A 16,392-nucleotide genomic window follows, 5' to 3' on the forward strand; every position below is an offset into this window, starting at 1 on the left:
CTAGCTGTCAAGCAAAAATGGTTGACAAAGCTTTGGGCAGGGTCTATAATCATCTTTGTTGTGCATGAGGTGAAATGCTATGAACATTAAGCTAGCAGAGTTAGAACACCGAAAAGGAGAGCCGTTGCCATTTCAGGTAACCCTGGATGCAGCAGAGCTGAAGAAGCGCCATCACGAGATTCGCGGGATTACTCCTGTGTCAGCGAGTGGTGAAGCAGTACAGCTGGGCAATCTCTATTATGTAAAAGGCAACATGAAGGCAGACGTAGATTTTGTTTGCGCGAGATGCTTGAATCCTTTTACCCATCAGGCAGCAGTAGATTTCTCTGAGACATTTGCGCTTGCAGATGATCCGATCCTGCAAGATGACGAGGACAGTGATATTCTTCCCCTGGAAGGTGATGAAATCGAGCTGGACTCGCTGTTGCAAGAGGATTTCTTACTGGCGATGCCGATCTTCCCGCTTTGCGAGGAGGATTGTAAAGGACTGTGCCCGACTTGCGGTGTGAACCGTAATGAAGTGGCATGCAGCTGCAAGAATGAGCGGGTCGACCCGAGATTGGCTGGGTTGGCTGACTTTTTCAAAGACAGCAAATAAGTATTCCTACCGTATTCAAGATGAGTCGCCGATCATTTATGGCAGCGTCTCATTTTTGAAGGATGGCATAAGCATTTTGCCTATACTATCCACCCAATAGAGCTTCTTAGCATTTGTCAGTTGAAGGAGGTGTAAGGAAGATGGCAGTACCTCAACGGAGAACTTCCAAAACCCGTAAAAGAATGCGTCGTACGCACTTCAAATTAGAGATTCCAGGCATGATCAAATGCGATAATTGCAGCGAATACAAGCTTGCGCATCGTGTTTGCCCAAGCTGCGGTCACTACAAAGGCGTGAAAGTAGCGAAGTAATATTTGCTGCTAAAAAGCAAGGTGAGAAATCGCCTTGCTTTTTTTTGTTCATCCTAATTGCTTATCATTACTTACGAATGCTTATAATCGCTTGCATGATTTGCTTACATGCCTTATAATGAAGTGGAAATGAGGATGGGGTTGAGGCTTCATGTTTCAAGAGGAAAGGCTGGCTGCAATTCTTGCGTACTTGCAGGAGCATCAGCGAATCAGTGTTCAGGAAGTGGTTGAACAATTCGGGGTTTCCCGTGATACTGCAAGACGCGATATCGTCAAGCTGGAGGAGCAGGGAGAAATCCTGCGGACCAGAGGTGGTGCAGTACTGCCTAGTCTAAACAAAAAGAGCTATTCCCATCAGGAACGAATGCAGCTGGATTTGACAGGGAAGCGCAGCATTGCAGCTGCCGCAGCCCGTTTAATCAAAAATGGCGATTACTTGCTGCTGGACGCATCCACAACCGTTCAGCTCACAGTGGAATCCTTGCAGACCCGCGATCATGTCATTATCACGAACTCGTTGGCGACAGCCGCCAGTATGTCTAGAAAAGACGGGGTGCTTGTCAAGCTTCTGGGTGGCGATGTGCATGCAGAGGATCAATGTGTGCTCGGTACGCGCGTAATCCAAAATCTCGCTGATTTTCACGTCGACAAAGTGCTGGTTGGTGCATGCGGTCTTACGAAGGAAGGTCTCATGTCTACAGAGGAAGATCATGGCTTTCTGATCAAAGAAATGATCAAGCGTGCCGATCAAGTCATCATAGTAACGGACCATACCAAATTCGGAAAAAGCATGTTATACCGCGTTGCTGGTCTTGACCGGATCGATATCATTGTGACCGATAAGCAGCCTGAAAAGGAAATAGCGGATGCCTTGCAAGCGAACGATGTTGAGGTGATTGTAGCTTCTTCATGAAGCTATTGATCCATAAAAAAGAGGATAAGTTCCATTTGGCTGGCGTGAATGGGAGACCAGCGTGACAGCAAATGGATTTATCAGAAAGAATCCTTCAATTCAGAGGGGTTCTTTCTTTATTTTTTCTTGCAATCACCGACAGCCCCTGCTATTCTATTATTCCTGACTTTTCCAAGGGGGGTTCCATGGTCTATTGGCTGATTATCCAAAAGAGCTATCGTCGAAATCTTCAGTATCGTTTATCGCACCTCATTAACAATGTCGCAAGCTCGATTTTTGGGCTTGTTTTTATTGCCATTTGGACAGGTGTCCTATCTGGAAAGCAAGTATACGGTCCGTATGATGTCAAAACGATGGGGTATTACATTGCCATTTGTCAGAGTGTTCTCTGGATGACAACGTTTTTGTCGCCAGGTCTGAACGTACAAATAGGAGTCAGGAGCGGGGCAGTCGCTCTGGATATGATTAAGCCTGTTCATTACCTTTGGTACATGCTTAGTCAGGAGTTTGGGCGACTTGTGTACAATGCTTGTTTTCGAAGTGTTCCGATTAGCTTGCTGCTAGGATTAGCGGTAGGCTTCTTTTTTCCCTCCGATCCGTTCACTTACTTCTGGTTTATCCTCTCGCTACTGCTAGGAACCTACGTAGGCATGCTGCTTTTTTATCTCGCGGGCATTTCCTCCTTCTGGACGACAGAAATTCGCTGGATACACTACATTCTTTTGTCTTTAATCTTCGGGTTGGGTGGACAAATGATCCCGCTGGACTTGATGCCCGGGATGATTGGGAAAGTAGCGCCTTATTTGCCGTTTTCCGCGATGATTTATTATCCAGTCATGACCTTGCTAGAGCTGGCACCTCCTTATGGGTTGCTTGTACAAACTGGCTGGGCACTCGTTTTGACCGCAGTTGCTTTATGGGTGACGAACATGGCAAGAAGAAAGCTAGAAATTCAAGGAGGATAACCACATGCTTGCCCTCTATCGGAAACTAATCGGAGCAAGTATACGTTCGCAAATGCAATACAAAATGAATTTTGTCACGAGTGCTGCCACGACCGGAATGATTATGGTGCTTGATTTTATTATCCTGTCAGCTATTTTGTACCGATTTCACGATGTAGTCGGCTGGAATATTTACGAGGTAGGGATGCTCTACGGGATATCGTCTGCATCCGTCTCCTTGTACCGACTGTTTGCCCCGGAAATCAACGACTTCGAGAAATACGTCGTGCAGGGTGAGTTCGATCAATTGCTCATCCGTCCCGTTTCACCATTATTGCTTCTATTGACACGCAATCTTGACTTGTCGAGAGTGGGCGGTTTGGTGCAAGGATTGTCTGTTTTGGTCATCTCTTTGTCGGGTCTTGCGGCGCAAGGAAAGTCGATCATGTGGCTGGTGCTCTTTTCGCCCGTTGCCATTTTGTCTGGAGGGATCATCTATTTCTCTATTGGACTTGCTACGGCTGCTATCGCATTTTGGACCCACCAAATGAAAGACATGCTGACCTTTACCATTTACGCGCCAGCCAATGCATCCAATTATCCGATCGGGCTATACCCAAGCTGGCTGAAATGGCTGTTTTTCTCGGCGATCCCGATCGCTTATATGAATTATTTGCCTATGCTGACTCTGCTCGACAAAGGGGGCGACTGGTTTTATCCGCTCGTAACCCCTGTGGCTGCACTGTCCGCATTATATTTGTCTCGAATGCTGTGGAATGTCGGAATTCGACACTACCATAGTACGGGGAGCTAAGGAGGGATAACATGATTGAAGCAAAGCATATCGGTAAATCATTTTTCCTGACGAAGGCGAAAGAGGGGCGCTTCGCTTCACTGCGAACGCTCTTCTCTCGTGAACAACGGGAAGTCAAGGCTGTACACGATATCTCTTTTTCGATAGAAAGAGGCGAGTTCGTAGGATATATAGGGCCGAATGGCGCAGGAAAATCGACAACCATCAAAATGCTCTCCGGAATTCTACATCCTAGTCAAGGGGAAATACAAATCGGAGGATATAGTCCGCAGCGCGAAAGGATTCAGGTTGCCTCTCAAATCGGAGTAGTGTTCGGGCAGAGAACTCAGCTTTGGTGGGACCTGCCGGTAAGAGATTCCTTTGAAATATTGCAAGCCATGTACAAGATAGATGACAAGGCGTATCGGCGTTCCATGCAGGCGTATCAGGAGCTGTTGGATCTGAATGAATTTCTCGATACACCAGTGCGCAAGCTTTCGTTAGGGCAGAGGATGAGAGCGGATTTGGCTGCGGCGCTGTTGCATGATCCACCAGTTCTGTTTTTGGATGAGCCTACAATCGGTTTGGATGTGGTCGCAAAGACACGTATCCGGGCATTTTTAAAAGAAGTGAATGAATCGCAGAAGAAGACGATTCTATTGACCACACATGACATGGACGATATTGAGCAGCTTTGTAACCGAATCATCGTAATCAATCATGGTCAAAAGATGATGGATACGAGCCTGTCCGATTTGCGGCGCCAGATTGGTCTGCCGAGCTTGATCCATATCGAATATCGACAGCCGCCGGAAAAGCTGCACGAGCTAGAAGGTATCGAGCGGATGGAGCTTTCAGATCATGTGCTTTCGATTTACTTCGACAAAGGCAAAATTTCGTCCCCGCGTATTCTTGCCGAAGTGGCGAGCTGGGGTGAGCCTGTGGACATCCAGATGAAAGAACCAGGGATCGAGGAGATCATTCGACTTATTTACCGCTAGGGACGGCTACCCATTTTCAAGAACTTCACTTGTAATTCCAGTTCGTCTCCCTTATACTGTGTTTTGGTACCAGGTATTAAAAACAGATCGCAATCATACATATTCAAAACTGAATCTGCTTAAGGGGGTGTTCAGCATCGCCCGCTTGCCAAAAAAAGATCGCCAGTCTCGCTTGGTGCAGTATCTGGCGGATAACCCATTTGCGACGGACGAAGATCTGGCTGAGTTATTTCACGTCAGTATTCAAACAATACGTTTAGATCGACTGGAATTAGGAATACCGGAGCTACGCGAACGAATCAAGACAGTCGCTGAGAAAAGTCTGGATCCTGTAAAATCATTGGGCATCGATGAAATCATAGGTGAGATTATTGATCTACAGCTTGATTCGCAAGCCATTTCCGTGTTGGAAATAAAAGAAGAACACGTCTTTTCGAAAACACAAATTGCCAGAGGGCATTACATATTTGCTCAGGCCAATTCATTGGCAGTAGCAGTGATTAACGCGGAAGTGGCACTGACAGCTACGGCGAGAATCCGCTTTGTCCGTCCTGTACGAGCAGGGGAAAAGCTGGTTGCCAAAGCGGTGGTGAGAAGTCGTAGCGGCGACGGATGCAAGGTACGTGTAGAGACCAAGGTCCAGGGTGAATTGGTCTTTACAGCAACCTTCCGGGTCGTTGAAATGTCGCGCTACAATAACAGCATGGATGAGGAGTAAGGAGGAGACACGGTTGCGAATTGCAGTGGATGCGATGGGCGGCGATCACGCACCGAAAAGCGCAGTATTAGGAGCGCTTGCTGCCGTCAAGGAAAACCCGTCAATCACAGTTGTATTGGTGGGAGATGAACAGGCTATTCGGAACCACATGCCGCAGAATATGCCGGCAAACATCGAAATCGTTCCTGCAGCGGAAGTGATTTTGCCAGATGATGAACCGGTTCGAGCTGTAAGACGTAAGAAGAATTCTTCGCTGGTCGTAGCGATCGAGATGGCACGCGAGAAAAAAGTGGATGCGATGATCTCTGCCGGGAATACTGGCGCATTAATGACAGCAGGCTTGCTGTATGCGGGCCGCATGGAGGGAATCGAGCGTCCAGCGCTTTGTGCCTATATCCCGAATACAAAAGGTCGAGTGACCCTGACATTAGATGTCGGAGCCAACATGGATGCCAAGCCGCATCAGCTCGTACAATATGCGTTGATGGGTAGCTTGTATGCAGAAAAAGTATTGGGCTTCACACGACCGACAGTAGGCTTGCTCAACGTCGGAACCGAAGAAGGAAAAGGGAACGAGCTGACGAAAGCTGTTTTTCCACTTCTCGCTGAAGCTGACTTGAACTTTGTAGGAAATGTGGAAGCGCGCGACGTGATGCAGGGAGCATGTGACGTGCTTGTATGCGACGGATTTGTAGGCAATGTCTTGTTAAAAGCCGTAGAGGGTGCTGCCTCCACAATCTTTTCGCAGTTGAAGCAGGAGTTTACTTCCAGCCTGATTAATAAGGTAGGAGCAGCCATTCTCAAGCCGGGATTGGTACGCTTTAAAAAGAAAATGGATTATGCGGAATACGGGGGTGCTCCATTACTTGGATTGAAATCACCAGTAATCAAGGCCCACGGTTCTTCAGATGAGCGTGCGATGAAAAACGCCATCGTTAGTGCAACACGTTTTATTCAACAGGACGTGAACGAAGTTATTCAGCAATCATTACAGAAAAATACTAGGGGAGAAAGCGAGTGAAGCAGATGAGTGCAAAGCGTTCGGTAGGGATTTTGGCTACAGGCTCATACACCCCAGAGCGGGTGTTGACGAACTTTGATCTGGAGAAAATGGTGGAAACTTCCGATGAATGGATTGTTTCCCGTACTGGAATCAGAGAACGCCGCATTTGCTCACCGGAGCAAGCTTCCTCCGATTTGGCATACGAGGCTGCGAAAGAAGCATTGGAAAAAGCCAACATCAGCGCGGAACAGTTGGATATGATCATTGTAGCGACTGTCACGCCTGACATGTCGTTCCCATCTACGGCTTGCTTGCTGCAAGAAAAGCTGGGTGCTACACGTGCAGCTGCTATGGATCTTTCTGCGGCTTGTACAGGCTTCTTGTATGGCATTACAACGGCAACTCAGTTCATTCAGAATGGTTTATATAAAAAAGTGTTGGTTGTAGGCGTTGAGACCTTGTCCAAAATTACGAATTACAAAGATCGAAACACATGTGTGTTGTTCGGAGATGGTGCGGGTGCTGCGGTTATCGGCGAAGTTTCCGAGGGATACGGGTTCCAGTCATTTGAGCTTGGAGCAGATGGATCGGGTGGTTCTCTGTTGTGCCAGCCTGCGGGCGGTTCCAGAACACCTGCTTCCGCTGAGTCAGTAGAACAAGGACTGCATTATCTCTACATGGCAGGCGGAGAAGTATTCAAATTCGCTGTTCGTGTGATGAATTCAGCAACAGAGGCTGTCTTGTCCAAAGCTGGAGTGTCGAAGGATGAGATCGACCTGTTGGTGCCGCATCAGGCGAATAAACGCATCATCGACTCCGCTGTACAGCGCTTCGGTCTATCTGAGGATAAAGTAGCGATCAACCTGGATCGCTATGGAAACATGTCTTCTGCTTCCATTCCGGTAGCGTTGGATGAAGCAGTAAAAGCTGGTCGCGTAAAAGAAGGCGATAACCTTATTCTGGTTGGTTTTGGTGGCGGTTTGACTTGGGGAGCGACGCTTTTGAAGTGGTGCACGACACCAGCAGAAGGGAGCAAGTAGGAATGGGGAAAATAGCATTTGTCTTTCCAGGACAAGGATCACAATTTGTAGGCATGGGGCAAGCGCTCGCTGAACAATCGGAAGCTGCCCGTCGCATATTTGAGCAGGCTGATGAAGCACTTGGCTTTTCCTTGTCAGGACTGTGTTTTGCAGGACCTGAAGAGGATTTGAAGCTGACTGCGAACACACAGCCGGCCATTTTGACAGCAAGTATCGCCGTTTTTGCTGCATTGAATGAAAAGCTTCCAGACTACAAGCCTGCATTCGTAGCAGGTCACAGCTTGGGCGAGTATTCTGCATTGGTTGCAGCAGGTGCTCTATCCTTTGCAGATGCAGTCAAAACAGTTCGAGCTCGTGGTCAGTTCATGGAAGAGGCAGTACCAGCAGGTCAAGGCGCGATGGCAGCAGTTCTGAACATGGATCGCGCGGCACTGCATGCTGTTTGCGAAGAAGTGACGGCAACCGGACATCCGGTACAATTGGCGAACATGAACTGCCCAGGGCAAATTGTGATCTCTGGTTCGGCTGAAGGTGTAAAGCTGGCGGGAGAAAAAGCGAAGGAAGCTGGTGCCAAACGCGTACTGCCACTGAATGTGAGCGGGCCGTTCCACTCCAGCTTGATGCAGCCGGCAGCAGACAAACTCCAAGCAGTTTTGGCTGGTGTTACGGTACAGGAAGCGACTGTGCCTGTCGTGGCAAATGTAACAGCTAGACCGGTGACTGAGGCTACGACCATTGTGGATCAGTTGGTTCAACAAGTTTCCGCCCCTGTTTTGTGGGAGGACTCTGTACAATGGATGGTTGAACAAGGTGTAACAACCTTTGTAGAAATCGGTCCAGGAAAAGTTTTGGCCGGATTGATCAAGAAAATCGCACCAGCAGAGACGACGATTATCTCTGTGCAGGATATGGATTCGCTTACTGAGCTTTTGAACGGAGGGGTACTATGCTAGCAGGAAAAACAGCACTCGTCACAGGGGCTTCTCGTGGTATTGGCCGAGCAATTGCATTGAAGCTGGCTGAAGCAGGCGCGAATGTAGTCGTTAACTACGCAGGAAGTGAAGCAGCAGCGAGTGAGACTGTTGCACTAATTAAAGAAATGGGCCGCGATGCCATCATGGTTCGGGCAAATGTTTCTTCAACTGAAGACGTCAATGACATGTTCAAAGCGGCTTTGGATCATTTTGGCGCGATCGATATTCTCGTGAACAACGCGGGAATTACTCGCGACAACCTGATCATGCGTATGAAGGAAGAAGAGTGGGATGATGTGATTGCCACGAATCTGAAGGGTGTATTCAACTGCGTGAAGGCAGCGACCCGCCCGATGATGAAGCAGCGTTCAGGTAAAATCATCAATATCACTTCTGTCGTAGGTGTACTGGGAAATGCTGGACAGGCAAACTACGTGGCGGCAAAAGCTGGGGTCATCGGCTTGACGAAGACGGCTGCTCGTGAGCTGGCTAGCCGCAACATCACGGTGAATGCTGTGGCACCTGGATTTATCGATACAGAAATGACCGCTGTTTTGCCGGAGGATGTAAAAGCAGGACTGACAAGCCAAATCCCGCTTGCTCGTTTGGGACAAACTGATGATATTGCGTCTGTAGTACTGTTCCTGGCATCCGATGCAGCCAATTATATGACAGGTCAGACCCTGCATGTAGACGGCGGTATGTACATGTAAAGAAATCAACTTACCAGCGTTTTCTGATAACTGGTTTTTTGAAAGCTCATCCACTATAATACGGGAGAGGGGGTGAAGCAAGATGGCAGATACTTTGGAGCGTGTGAAGAAAATCATCGTCGATCGTCTGGGTGTAGATGAGTCCAAAATTACTTTGGAAGCTTCTTTCAAAGAAGACCTGGGCGCTGACTCCCTGGACGTGGTTGAACTCGTAATGGAACTCGAAGATGAGTTTGATTTAGAGATTTCCGACGAAGATGCTGAGAAGATCACTTCTGTAGGTGAGGTTGTTAAATACATAGAATCTCACAAGTAGTTGATCAGTTGGAAGTCCCGTACCATACGGGACTTCTCCTTCAATTGTCACATGTACATAATCCAAATGATTACACGTTTTGCATGAAGTGAACGTAAAGAAGCTGACTGCTGACTTTCATATAGAGGTGATTGCAATGAAACGCAGAGTGGTGATTACTGGCGTTGGTGTCGTTTCTCCAGTGGGAAATGACGCACAGACCTTCTGGAATAGCTTGTTGGAAGGAAAATCAGGCATTGATAGTCTGACTGCTTTTGACGCTTCAGATTATCCAACCAAAATTGCAGGCGAAGTGAAAGACTTCGATGCTGAGCAGTACATGGACAAAAAAGATATTCGACGTACAGACCGATTCGTTCAGTTTGGATTGGCTGCTGCCAAGATGGCCGTAGAAGATGCAAAACTGGAAATCACGCCAGAAAATGCGGAACGAGTGGGTGTATACATCGGGTCCGGAATTGGCGGTCTGTCTACCTGGGAAGAACAGCATTCCGTATTGCTGGAAAAAGGGCCTCGTCGCGTGAGTCCATTCTTCATTCCGATGCTGATTGCGAACATGGCGTCTGGTGCAGTATCCATTCAATACGGTGCTAAAGGACCGACTTCCAGCGCGATTACCGCTTGTGCGACAGGAACAAATGCAATCGGTGATGCACTGCGTTTGATCCAGTTTGATCATGCAGACGTCATGATCGCCGGTGGAGCGGAAGCAACCGTACGTCCAATGGCATTTGCAGGCTTTTGCTCTGCGAAGGCAATGTCCACCAGAAACGATGAGCCGCAAAAAGCAAGCCGTCCGTTTGACAAAGATCGCGATGGCTTCGTAATGGGTGAAGGCGCTGGTGTTCTGATTTTGGAAGAGCTTGAGCATGCGAAAAAACGTGGGGCAACGATCATCGCCGAAGTGATTGGCTACGGCATGAGCGCAGATGCCCATCACATTACTTCTCCATCTCCTGGTGGCGAAGGGGCAGCACGCTGCATGGCAAGTGCGCTGAAAGATGCTGGAGTTGACCCATCTGAGGTAAACTATATTAATGCACATGGTACCTCCACTGACCAGGGCGATATCGCAGAAACACAAGCGATCAAGTCCGTATTTGGCGAGCACGCATACAAGCTGGCTGTCAGCTCGACGAAATCAATGACAGGCCATCTGCTGGGTGCTACAGGTGGTATCGAGGCAATTGCGACAGCGTATGCGCTGCGAGATCAAGTACTGCCTCCAACAATCAATTTGGAAAACCCGGATCCAGAATGTGATCTGGACTATGTTCCGAACCATGCGCGCAAGGCGACCGTCAATGTGGCTGTTTCCAATACTTTTGGATTCGGCGGTCATAACGCAACGGTAGTCCTGAAGCGATACGAAGCATAAATGAGCCCTACTGAGAGAAATAGTAGGCAGTCTCCTGGAATGGTGGTGAGGGTGATGAGTTTTGCACAGCTGCAAGAAACGATAGGCTTTCGCTTTCACGATGAAAGTGTTTTGCGGCAGGCATTCACCCATTCTTCCTACGTGAACGAGCAACGCGGCAAACGAATATCAGACAATGAGCGGCTGGAGTTTTTGGGGGATGCAGTCCTGGAATTGACGGTCTCCCAGTTTTTGTATAAAACTTTTCCGAAGATGAGCGAAGGGGAAATGACAAAGCTGCGTGCAGCGATTGTCTGTGAACCCTCTCTCGTCAAGTTTGCTGAACTGTTGAATTTTGGCGATCTCGTATTGCTGGGAAAAGGGGAAGAGCTGACAGGTGGCCGTCAGCGACCAGCCTTGCTAGCGGACGTTTTTGAGGCGTTTGTAGGTGCGCTTTATTTGGATCAGGGGTTGGACGCTGTTTTTTCCTTTATGGAAAAATACGTCTATCCACGCATCGACAAGGGAGAGTTTGCCCAGGTAACCGACTTCAAGAGCCAGTTGCAGGAATTTGTTCAACAAGACAATCTGGGAGACATCCATTATCGTATAGTAGAAGAAAAAGGACCAGCTCATAATCGAGAGTTCGTATCTGAGGTGCTTTTGAACAATCGTTCGCTTGGGATTGGCTCTGGCCGCTCCAAAAAGGAAGCGGAACAGCAAGCTGCTGCGCGAGCGTTGGTCAAGCTGGGGGATAAATAATCACTCGTGAAGTGAGGGGCTGCATCATCTGCTACAAGATGGTGCAGCTTTTTTCTTTCGGGTGGGAAACATAGGGAAAATACTGCGAGATGCCCTCTATCTATGATACACTTACCTACAGAAGACCATGTAGGCTCGTAGTAGGTAGCTCCTGTTCGATGCAGGGGCTTCTTTTCGGGTACCATCCGATTCTTGCATGTTTACATCTGTAAGTTTGGTAGGCATTCGTGGATGGTTTCTTAAGGAGGACCGTTAGTATGTATTTGAAACGCCTGGAGCTTGCTGGATTCAAGTCCTTTGCTGATCGCACGGAATTGGAATTTGTACCGGGGGTAACAGCCGTAGTCGGACCGAATGGAAGCGGAAAAAGTAACGTTTCTGATTCGATCCGCTGGGTGCTGGGAGAACAAAGCGCCAAGTCGCTGCGTGGAGCGAAAATGGAAGACATTATTTTCGCGGGCAGTGACAAGCGCAAGCCAGTGAATTTTGCAGAAGTGACACTCACCTTGGACAATACGGATCGTTCGCTCGATATGGAATATTCGGAGGTGTCCGTTACCCGTAGAGTGTATCGTTCTGGAGACAGTGAGTACTACATAAACAACAGATCCTGCCGTCTAAAAGACATTATGGAGCTGTTCATGGATACCGGGCTGGGAAAAGAAGCGTATTCCATTATCGGTCAAGGTAAAATTGAGGAAATTCTCAGTACCAAGTCCGAGGATCGCCGCGGAATATTTGAAGAAGCAGCCGGAATCGTTAAATACAAGACCCGCAAGCGCGAGGCGGAGAAAAAGCTCGATGACACGGAGCAAAATCTGGTTCGTATTCACGATATCGTCAGTGAAATCACGGAGCAGATCGGACCCTTGCAGGAGCAGGCAGAAACAGCCAAGACGTACAAAGAGCTTCATCGCAAGCTGGTTGAGCATGAGGTAGCCCTCTATGTACAACAAATTGAAGCGGCCCATACGAAGTGGGAAGCAGCAACAGGACGTGTTGAGGAGCTCAAGCATCTGTTGATAGGGCAGACGACTGAGGCATCCAAGCAAGAAGCAGATTTGGAGCAGGCGCGTTTTCATGTGACGCAAATTGACCAATCCATCGAAGAATTGCAACAGGTGCTTTTGACGGTCAGTGAAGAGACCGAGAAAGTAGAAGGACAACGCGAGGTATTGCGGGAGCGGATGCGCAATCTCACTGCCAATCGGCAACAGACGATGGAGCAGATGCATCGGATTACGGAGAAGCAGCACAGCCTTGAAGCAGAACTGGCGGAAGAACAAGAGCGCGCCAAGGAAGCAGATCGCCGAATGTCCGAAGCCCACGCTTCGCTCCAAGAAGCAGAAGGTCAATTCTTTTCCATGGTGCAATCACTCACAGATGATGTAGAGCGCTTGAAGAGCGACTACTTCGAAAAGCTCAATGAGATGGCGAATCTGCGCAACGAAAATCGTCACCAAGAGCAGCTGCTGAAGACGAGTGAAGCCAGAGTAGAACGCCAACTGTCTGGAAAAAAACAGCTCGATCAAGAAGAGGAAGAACGACAAGCACAGTTGAGTCAGTTCAAGGATCAGCTAGAGAAGATCGTTTCTACCATCCAAGAGACAGGGTCGAGATATAAAGAGCTGGTCGAGGGCATGCGAGAAGGACAAGCCCGCCTCGAAACAGCCCGCAGAGAACTGCGTCATTGGGAACAAAAACGGGAAGCAGCAAAGTCCCGCTTTGACCTGCTAAAGGAAATGCAGTCTGAATTCGCAGGGTTCCAGCAAGGGGTAAAAGAAATATTGAAAGCTCGCGAGCGGGGCTTCAAAGGTATCCACGGAGCGGTCGCTGAGCTGGTCGTCGTGCCGCAGCAATACGAGACGGCGATGGAAGTTGCATTGGGTGGAGCCCTGCAAAATGTCGTTGTAGACAATGAAGCGGCAGGTCGTGCAGCAATTGCTCACTTGAAGCAGCACAATGCAGGAAGGGCGACGTTTTTACCACTCGACGTCATTCGTCCTCGCACCTTGCAGGCAAGCGATAAGCGCCAGCTGGAATCCGAGAGCGGAGTCGTCGGAATCGCGAGTGAGCTCGTGACCTTTGAGGAAGCGTACCGACCGATCCTCGAAAGTCTTTTGGGCAACGTCATTATTACGGAAAAGCTGGAGCAGGCAAACCGTGTCGCCCGTACACTTGGCTACCGCTATCGCATCGTAACGCTGGAAGGCGATATCGTGAACGCAGGCGGTTCCATGACCGGGGGAGCGCTGAAGAAAAACAGCACGAACTTGCTCGGACGGAATCGTCAATCAGAAGAGCTGGAAGCGCAAATGGTAGAAATCGACCAGGCAATTTCTGGACATACTACCCTTATGGAGCAGCTAACCAAGGAACTGGCGCAAATGGAGCAAGAGCAGGAAGCTCTGCGCACGGAAGGCGAGAGTCTGCGACTCAAAGAGCAGGAAGTAAAAGGGCTCTTGCAGCAAAAGGAAGCAGAAGGAAGGTCCTTGGGTGAGCGAGCTAAGCTAGTCGATCAAGATATTGAAGGCTATCGCAAAGAGATGGAAGAAGCCAAGCGCAAGCAAGAGCAGCTTCAAACCTCCTTGACCGCAATGGAACAAGAGGAACAAGAGCTCAGTGCGCGAATTGCTGAGGCAGAGGCGAAACGCCAGGAGCAGCTAGAATCCAAAGAAGAAATGAATCAAAAAATAACGAGTCTCAAAGTGCTAAATGCGCAGGTAAAGCAAGAGCATCAATCCCGCATGGAACAAACAGAGCGCTTGCTTGAGCAAAAAAGCCAGCTGCAGCGTGAATGGGAAGAACAAAATGCGAACCTGGCATCCCTTGATGAGCTGGAGCGCACGAATGAATCGTCGGGGCTTGAGCTGGATCAGCGCATAACGGAATTGCGTCAGGATAAAGACCGTGTAGCAGGCTTGATTCAAGAACGACGCAGCGAGCGAGCGACTCTCTTTTACAAACAGGAGCAGGTTGAGCAGCAGGTGAAGGAAATCCGCAGAGAAGTCAAATCTCTGGAGGAGAAGCTCCATCAGGAAGAAGTAAAGGTCAACCGCAACGAGGTAGAACTTGACCATCTGTTGAATAAACTCTCCGAAGAATACGAAATGAGCTACGATCTGGCGAAGCAAAAATATCCGGCGCGTGGGGATCTTCAGGAAGAGATTCAAGTGGTCAATCGCCTCAAAAAGCAGATTACAGCGCTTGGTACCGTGAATCTCGGTGCCATTGAGGAATATGAGCGCTTGTCTGAGCGTCAGCAGTTCTTAAGCTCGCAGGAAGCTGACTTGAATGAGGCAAAAGATATGCTCTATCAGGTGATTCAAGAGATGGACGCTGAAATGTCGCGTCGCTTCAAAGACACGTTTGATGCGATTTCTGAGCAATTCCGCGACGTATTTGTCCAATTGTTTGGGGGAGGACGAGCTGATCTCGTCCTATCTAATCCAGACAATCTGCTTGAAACAGGGATTGATATTGTCGCCCAACCACCTGGCAAGAAGCTGCAGAATTTGGCGCTATTGTCCGGGGGCGAGCGTGCATTGACCGCGATGGCCTTGTTATTCGCCATCCTGCGTGTGAAGCCAGTACCATTCTGCGTATTGGATGAGGTCGAGGCAGCGCTGGACGAGGCTAACGTAAACCGTTTTGCCGAGTACATGCATCACTTCAGCAACCAAACTCAATTTATTTGCGTCACGCACAGAAAAGGTACAATGGAGAGTGCAGACGTGCTATACGGTATTACGATGCAGGAGGGCGGCGTGTCCAAGCTCGTCTCCGTGAAGCTGGAGGAAAGCGACAAGTTTATCGAATCTGCCTCTTAATCTGATACGCAATCCAAATTGATATTACCCGCAAAGGAAGATGAACATGAGTTTTTTCAAGCGCCTTCGTGATGCCATTGTCCAAAAGTCTGAAGAGGTGACCCAGAAGTTTACGGACGGACTAGCCAAAACGAGAGACCTGCTGGTAGAAAAAGTAGAGGATCTGGTGCGTCGCTATAAAAAGATCGACGACGATTTCTTCGACGAATTGGAAGAAATCCTGATTACGTCCGATGTGGGCGTCAATACCGTAATGGAGCTCATTGACGACCTGCGAACAGAAGTACGCAAGCAAAAGATCGAAAATGCTATCGATCTGCAACCGATTCTCTCGGAAAAGCTCGTTGCTCTTTTGAAAAATGACGAGGCCTCTGATACAGCTCTCAATGTTGAGGATGGCCGCTTGAACGTCATTTTGTTCGTGGGTGTAAACGGCGTAGGTAAAACGACTACGATCGGTAAAATGGCACATATGTTCAAGCAGCAAAATAAAAAAGTACTGCTAGCAGCAGGGGACACGTTCCGAGCCGCTGCTATTGAGCAGCTGGAGGTATGGGGAGAGCGTGTAGGTGTCGATGTAATCAAGCAGCAGCAGGGCTCTGATCCTGCGGCAGTGATTTACGATGCCATCCAGGCAGCAAAATCCCGTCAAGTCGATGTACTGCTGTGCGATACGGCAGGCCGCTTGCAAAATAAAGTCAACCTTATGGAAGAGCTGGCGAAGGTTCACCGTGTATTGCAGCGCGAACTGCCAGGAGCTCCACACGAAGTTTTGCTTGTTTTGGACGCGACGACTGGTCAAAATGCGCTTTCGCAGGCTAAGACCTTTGGACAGTCAGCTGGTGTAACTGGCCTGGTCCTGACCAAGCTGGATGGAACAGCAAAGGGCGGTATCGTTATCGCGATTCGCAACGAGCTCAACATTCCAGTGAAATACGTCGGTTTGGGTGAGCGAATGGATGACCTGCAGCAGTTTGATCCAGAGCAATTTGTTCATGCGTTATTTGCGGGATTGATCCAAAAAGATGAAACAGAAGAGCAGGAAAACGCGTAAAAACATAGTGATTCGAAGAAGAAAAAATGATGTCAATAAAAAACCTTGACACTAGGTGTGGAATT

Annotated in this window: 16 protein-coding genes; all 16 read left to right on the plus strand. The window is 48.7% G+C overall.

Annotated features, from left to right (window positions below; genetic code table 11):
• The first annotated feature begins 79 nt into the window (after positions 1 to 79).
• Positions 80 to 598: a YceD family protein gene (locus AB1L17_RS00465; RefSeq protein WP_412843200.1), complete on the plus strand. Its 519-nt coding sequence runs from the start codon at positions 80 to 82 to the stop codon at positions 596 to 598.
• Between the two features lie 140 nt (positions 599 to 738).
• On the plus strand, positions 739 to 909 hold the full coding sequence (gene rpmF / locus AB1L17_RS00470; RefSeq protein WP_005834357.1) for a 50S ribosomal protein L32: 171 nt from the start codon (positions 739 to 741) through the stop codon (positions 907 to 909).
• Between the two features lie 151 nt (positions 910 to 1,060).
• Complete coding sequence (locus tag AB1L17_RS00475) at positions 1,061 to 1,822, plus strand: DeoR/GlpR family DNA-binding transcription regulator (protein ID WP_412843199.1); 762 nt, start codon at positions 1,061 to 1,063, stop codon at positions 1,820 to 1,822.
• Positions 1,823 to 2,007: 185 nt separating this feature from the next.
• On the plus strand, positions 2,008 to 2,787 hold the full coding sequence (locus AB1L17_RS00480) for an ABC transporter permease (protein WP_412843198.1): 780 nt from the start codon (positions 2,008 to 2,010) through the stop codon (positions 2,785 to 2,787).
• Positions 2,788 to 2,791: 4 nt separating this feature from the next.
• On the plus strand, positions 2,792 to 3,580 hold the full coding sequence (locus AB1L17_RS00485; protein WP_412843197.1) for an ABC transporter permease: 789 nt from the start codon (positions 2,792 to 2,794) through the stop codon (positions 3,578 to 3,580).
• An 11-nt stretch (positions 3,581 to 3,591) separates the two neighbouring features.
• Entirely contained in the window at positions 3,592 to 4,560 is a 969-nt protein-coding gene (locus tag AB1L17_RS00490; protein ID WP_412843196.1) for an ABC transporter ATP-binding protein, read from the plus strand.
• Positions 4,561 to 4,687: 127 nt separating this feature from the next.
• The gene (gene fapR / locus AB1L17_RS00495; RefSeq protein WP_412843195.1) at positions 4,688 to 5,278 is read left to right on the plus strand and encodes a transcription factor FapR; all 591 of its coding nucleotides are present in this window, start codon (positions 4,688 to 4,690) and stop codon (positions 5,276 to 5,278) included.
• A 13-nt stretch (positions 5,279 to 5,291) separates the two neighbouring features.
• Entirely contained in the window at positions 5,292 to 6,299 is a 1,008-nt protein-coding gene (plsX, locus tag AB1L17_RS00500; protein WP_412843194.1) for a phosphate acyltransferase PlsX, read from the plus strand.
• Positions 6,300 to 6,304: 5 nt separating this feature from the next.
• Positions 6,305 to 7,321 (plus strand): beta-ketoacyl-ACP synthase III, encoded by a 1,017-nt coding sequence (locus AB1L17_RS00505; RefSeq protein ID WP_412843297.1) that lies wholly within the window; start codon positions 6,305 to 6,307, stop codon positions 7,319 to 7,321.
• Positions 7,322 to 7,323: 2 nt separating this feature from the next.
• Positions 7,324 to 8,274 (plus strand): ACP S-malonyltransferase, encoded by a 951-nt coding sequence (gene fabD / locus AB1L17_RS00510; RefSeq protein WP_412843193.1) that lies wholly within the window; start codon positions 7,324 to 7,326, stop codon positions 8,272 to 8,274.
• Entirely contained in the window at positions 8,268 to 9,008 is a 741-nt protein-coding gene (gene fabG, locus AB1L17_RS00515; RefSeq protein ID WP_412843192.1) for a 3-oxoacyl-[acyl-carrier-protein] reductase, read from the plus strand. Before fabD ends, fabG begins: the two co-directional genes overlap by 7 nt.
• A gap of 82 nt (positions 9,009 to 9,090) precedes the next feature.
• Positions 9,091 to 9,324, plus strand: a complete 234-nt coding sequence (acpP, locus tag AB1L17_RS00520; protein WP_005834336.1) for an acyl carrier protein — start codon at positions 9,091 to 9,093, stop codon at positions 9,322 to 9,324.
• A 136-nt stretch (positions 9,325 to 9,460) separates the two neighbouring features.
• On the plus strand, positions 9,461 to 10,702 hold the full coding sequence (gene fabF, locus AB1L17_RS00525; protein ID WP_412843191.1) for a beta-ketoacyl-ACP synthase II: 1,242 nt from the start codon (positions 9,461 to 9,463) through the stop codon (positions 10,700 to 10,702).
• Positions 10,703 to 10,756: 54 nt separating this feature from the next.
• On the plus strand, positions 10,757 to 11,443 hold the full coding sequence (rnc, locus tag AB1L17_RS00530; protein WP_412843190.1) for a ribonuclease III: 687 nt from the start codon (positions 10,757 to 10,759) through the stop codon (positions 11,441 to 11,443).
• Positions 11,444 to 11,700: 257 nt separating this feature from the next.
• Positions 11,701 to 15,273: a chromosome segregation protein SMC gene (gene smc / locus AB1L17_RS00535; RefSeq protein WP_412843189.1), complete on the plus strand. Its 3,573-nt coding sequence runs from the start codon at positions 11,701 to 11,703 to the stop codon at positions 15,271 to 15,273.
• Positions 15,274 to 15,319: 46 nt separating this feature from the next.
• Positions 15,320 to 16,327: a signal recognition particle-docking protein FtsY gene (ftsY, locus tag AB1L17_RS00540; RefSeq protein ID WP_412843188.1), complete on the plus strand. Its 1,008-nt coding sequence runs from the start codon at positions 15,320 to 15,322 to the stop codon at positions 16,325 to 16,327.
• Positions 16,328 to 16,392: the final 65 nt, after the last annotated feature.

Source organism: Brevibacillus jepli (genome assembly GCF_047229145.1).
Taxonomy (GTDB): Bacteria; Bacillota; Bacilli; order Brevibacillales; family Brevibacillaceae; genus Brevibacillus.

Excerpts from the sequence above, each read along its gene's own strand:
- AB1L17_RS00465 (WP_412843200.1), top strand. The coding sequence starts at position 80 with ATGAACATTAAGCTAGCAGAGTTAGAACACCGAAAAGGAGAGCCGTTG.
- rpmF (WP_005834357.1), top strand. The coding sequence starts at position 739 with ATGGCAGTACCTCAACGGAGAACTTCCAAAACCCGTAAAAGAATGCGT.
- AB1L17_RS00475 (WP_412843199.1), top strand. The coding sequence starts at position 1,061 with ATGTTTCAAGAGGAAAGGCTGGCTGCAATTCTTGCGTACTTGCAGGAG.
- AB1L17_RS00480 (WP_412843198.1), top strand. The coding sequence starts at position 2,008 with ATGGTCTATTGGCTGATTATCCAAAAGAGCTATCGTCGAAATCTTCAG.
- AB1L17_RS00485 (WP_412843197.1), top strand. The coding sequence starts at position 2,792 with ATGCTTGCCCTCTATCGGAAACTAATCGGAGCAAGTATACGTTCGCAA.
- AB1L17_RS00490 (WP_412843196.1), top strand. The coding sequence starts at position 3,592 with ATGATTGAAGCAAAGCATATCGGTAAATCATTTTTCCTGACGAAGGCG.
- AB1L17_RS00505 (WP_412843297.1), top strand. The coding sequence starts at position 6,305 with ATGAGTGCAAAGCGTTCGGTAGGGATTTTGGCTACAGGCTCATACACC.
- fabD (WP_412843193.1), top strand. The coding sequence starts at position 7,324 with ATGGGGAAAATAGCATTTGTCTTTCCAGGACAAGGATCACAATTTGTA.
- fabG (WP_412843192.1), top strand. The coding sequence starts at position 8,268 with ATGCTAGCAGGAAAAACAGCACTCGTCACAGGGGCTTCTCGTGGTATT.
- acpP (WP_005834336.1), top strand. The coding sequence starts at position 9,091 with ATGGCAGATACTTTGGAGCGTGTGAAGAAAATCATCGTCGATCGTCTG.
- fabF (WP_412843191.1), top strand. The coding sequence starts at position 9,461 with ATGAAACGCAGAGTGGTGATTACTGGCGTTGGTGTCGTTTCTCCAGTG.
- rnc (WP_412843190.1), top strand. The coding sequence starts at position 10,757 with ATGAGTTTTGCACAGCTGCAAGAAACGATAGGCTTTCGCTTTCACGAT.
- smc (WP_412843189.1), top strand. The coding sequence starts at position 11,701 with ATGTATTTGAAACGCCTGGAGCTTGCTGGATTCAAGTCCTTTGCTGAT.
- ftsY (WP_412843188.1), top strand. The coding sequence starts at position 15,320 with ATGAGTTTTTTCAAGCGCCTTCGTGATGCCATTGTCCAAAAGTCTGAA.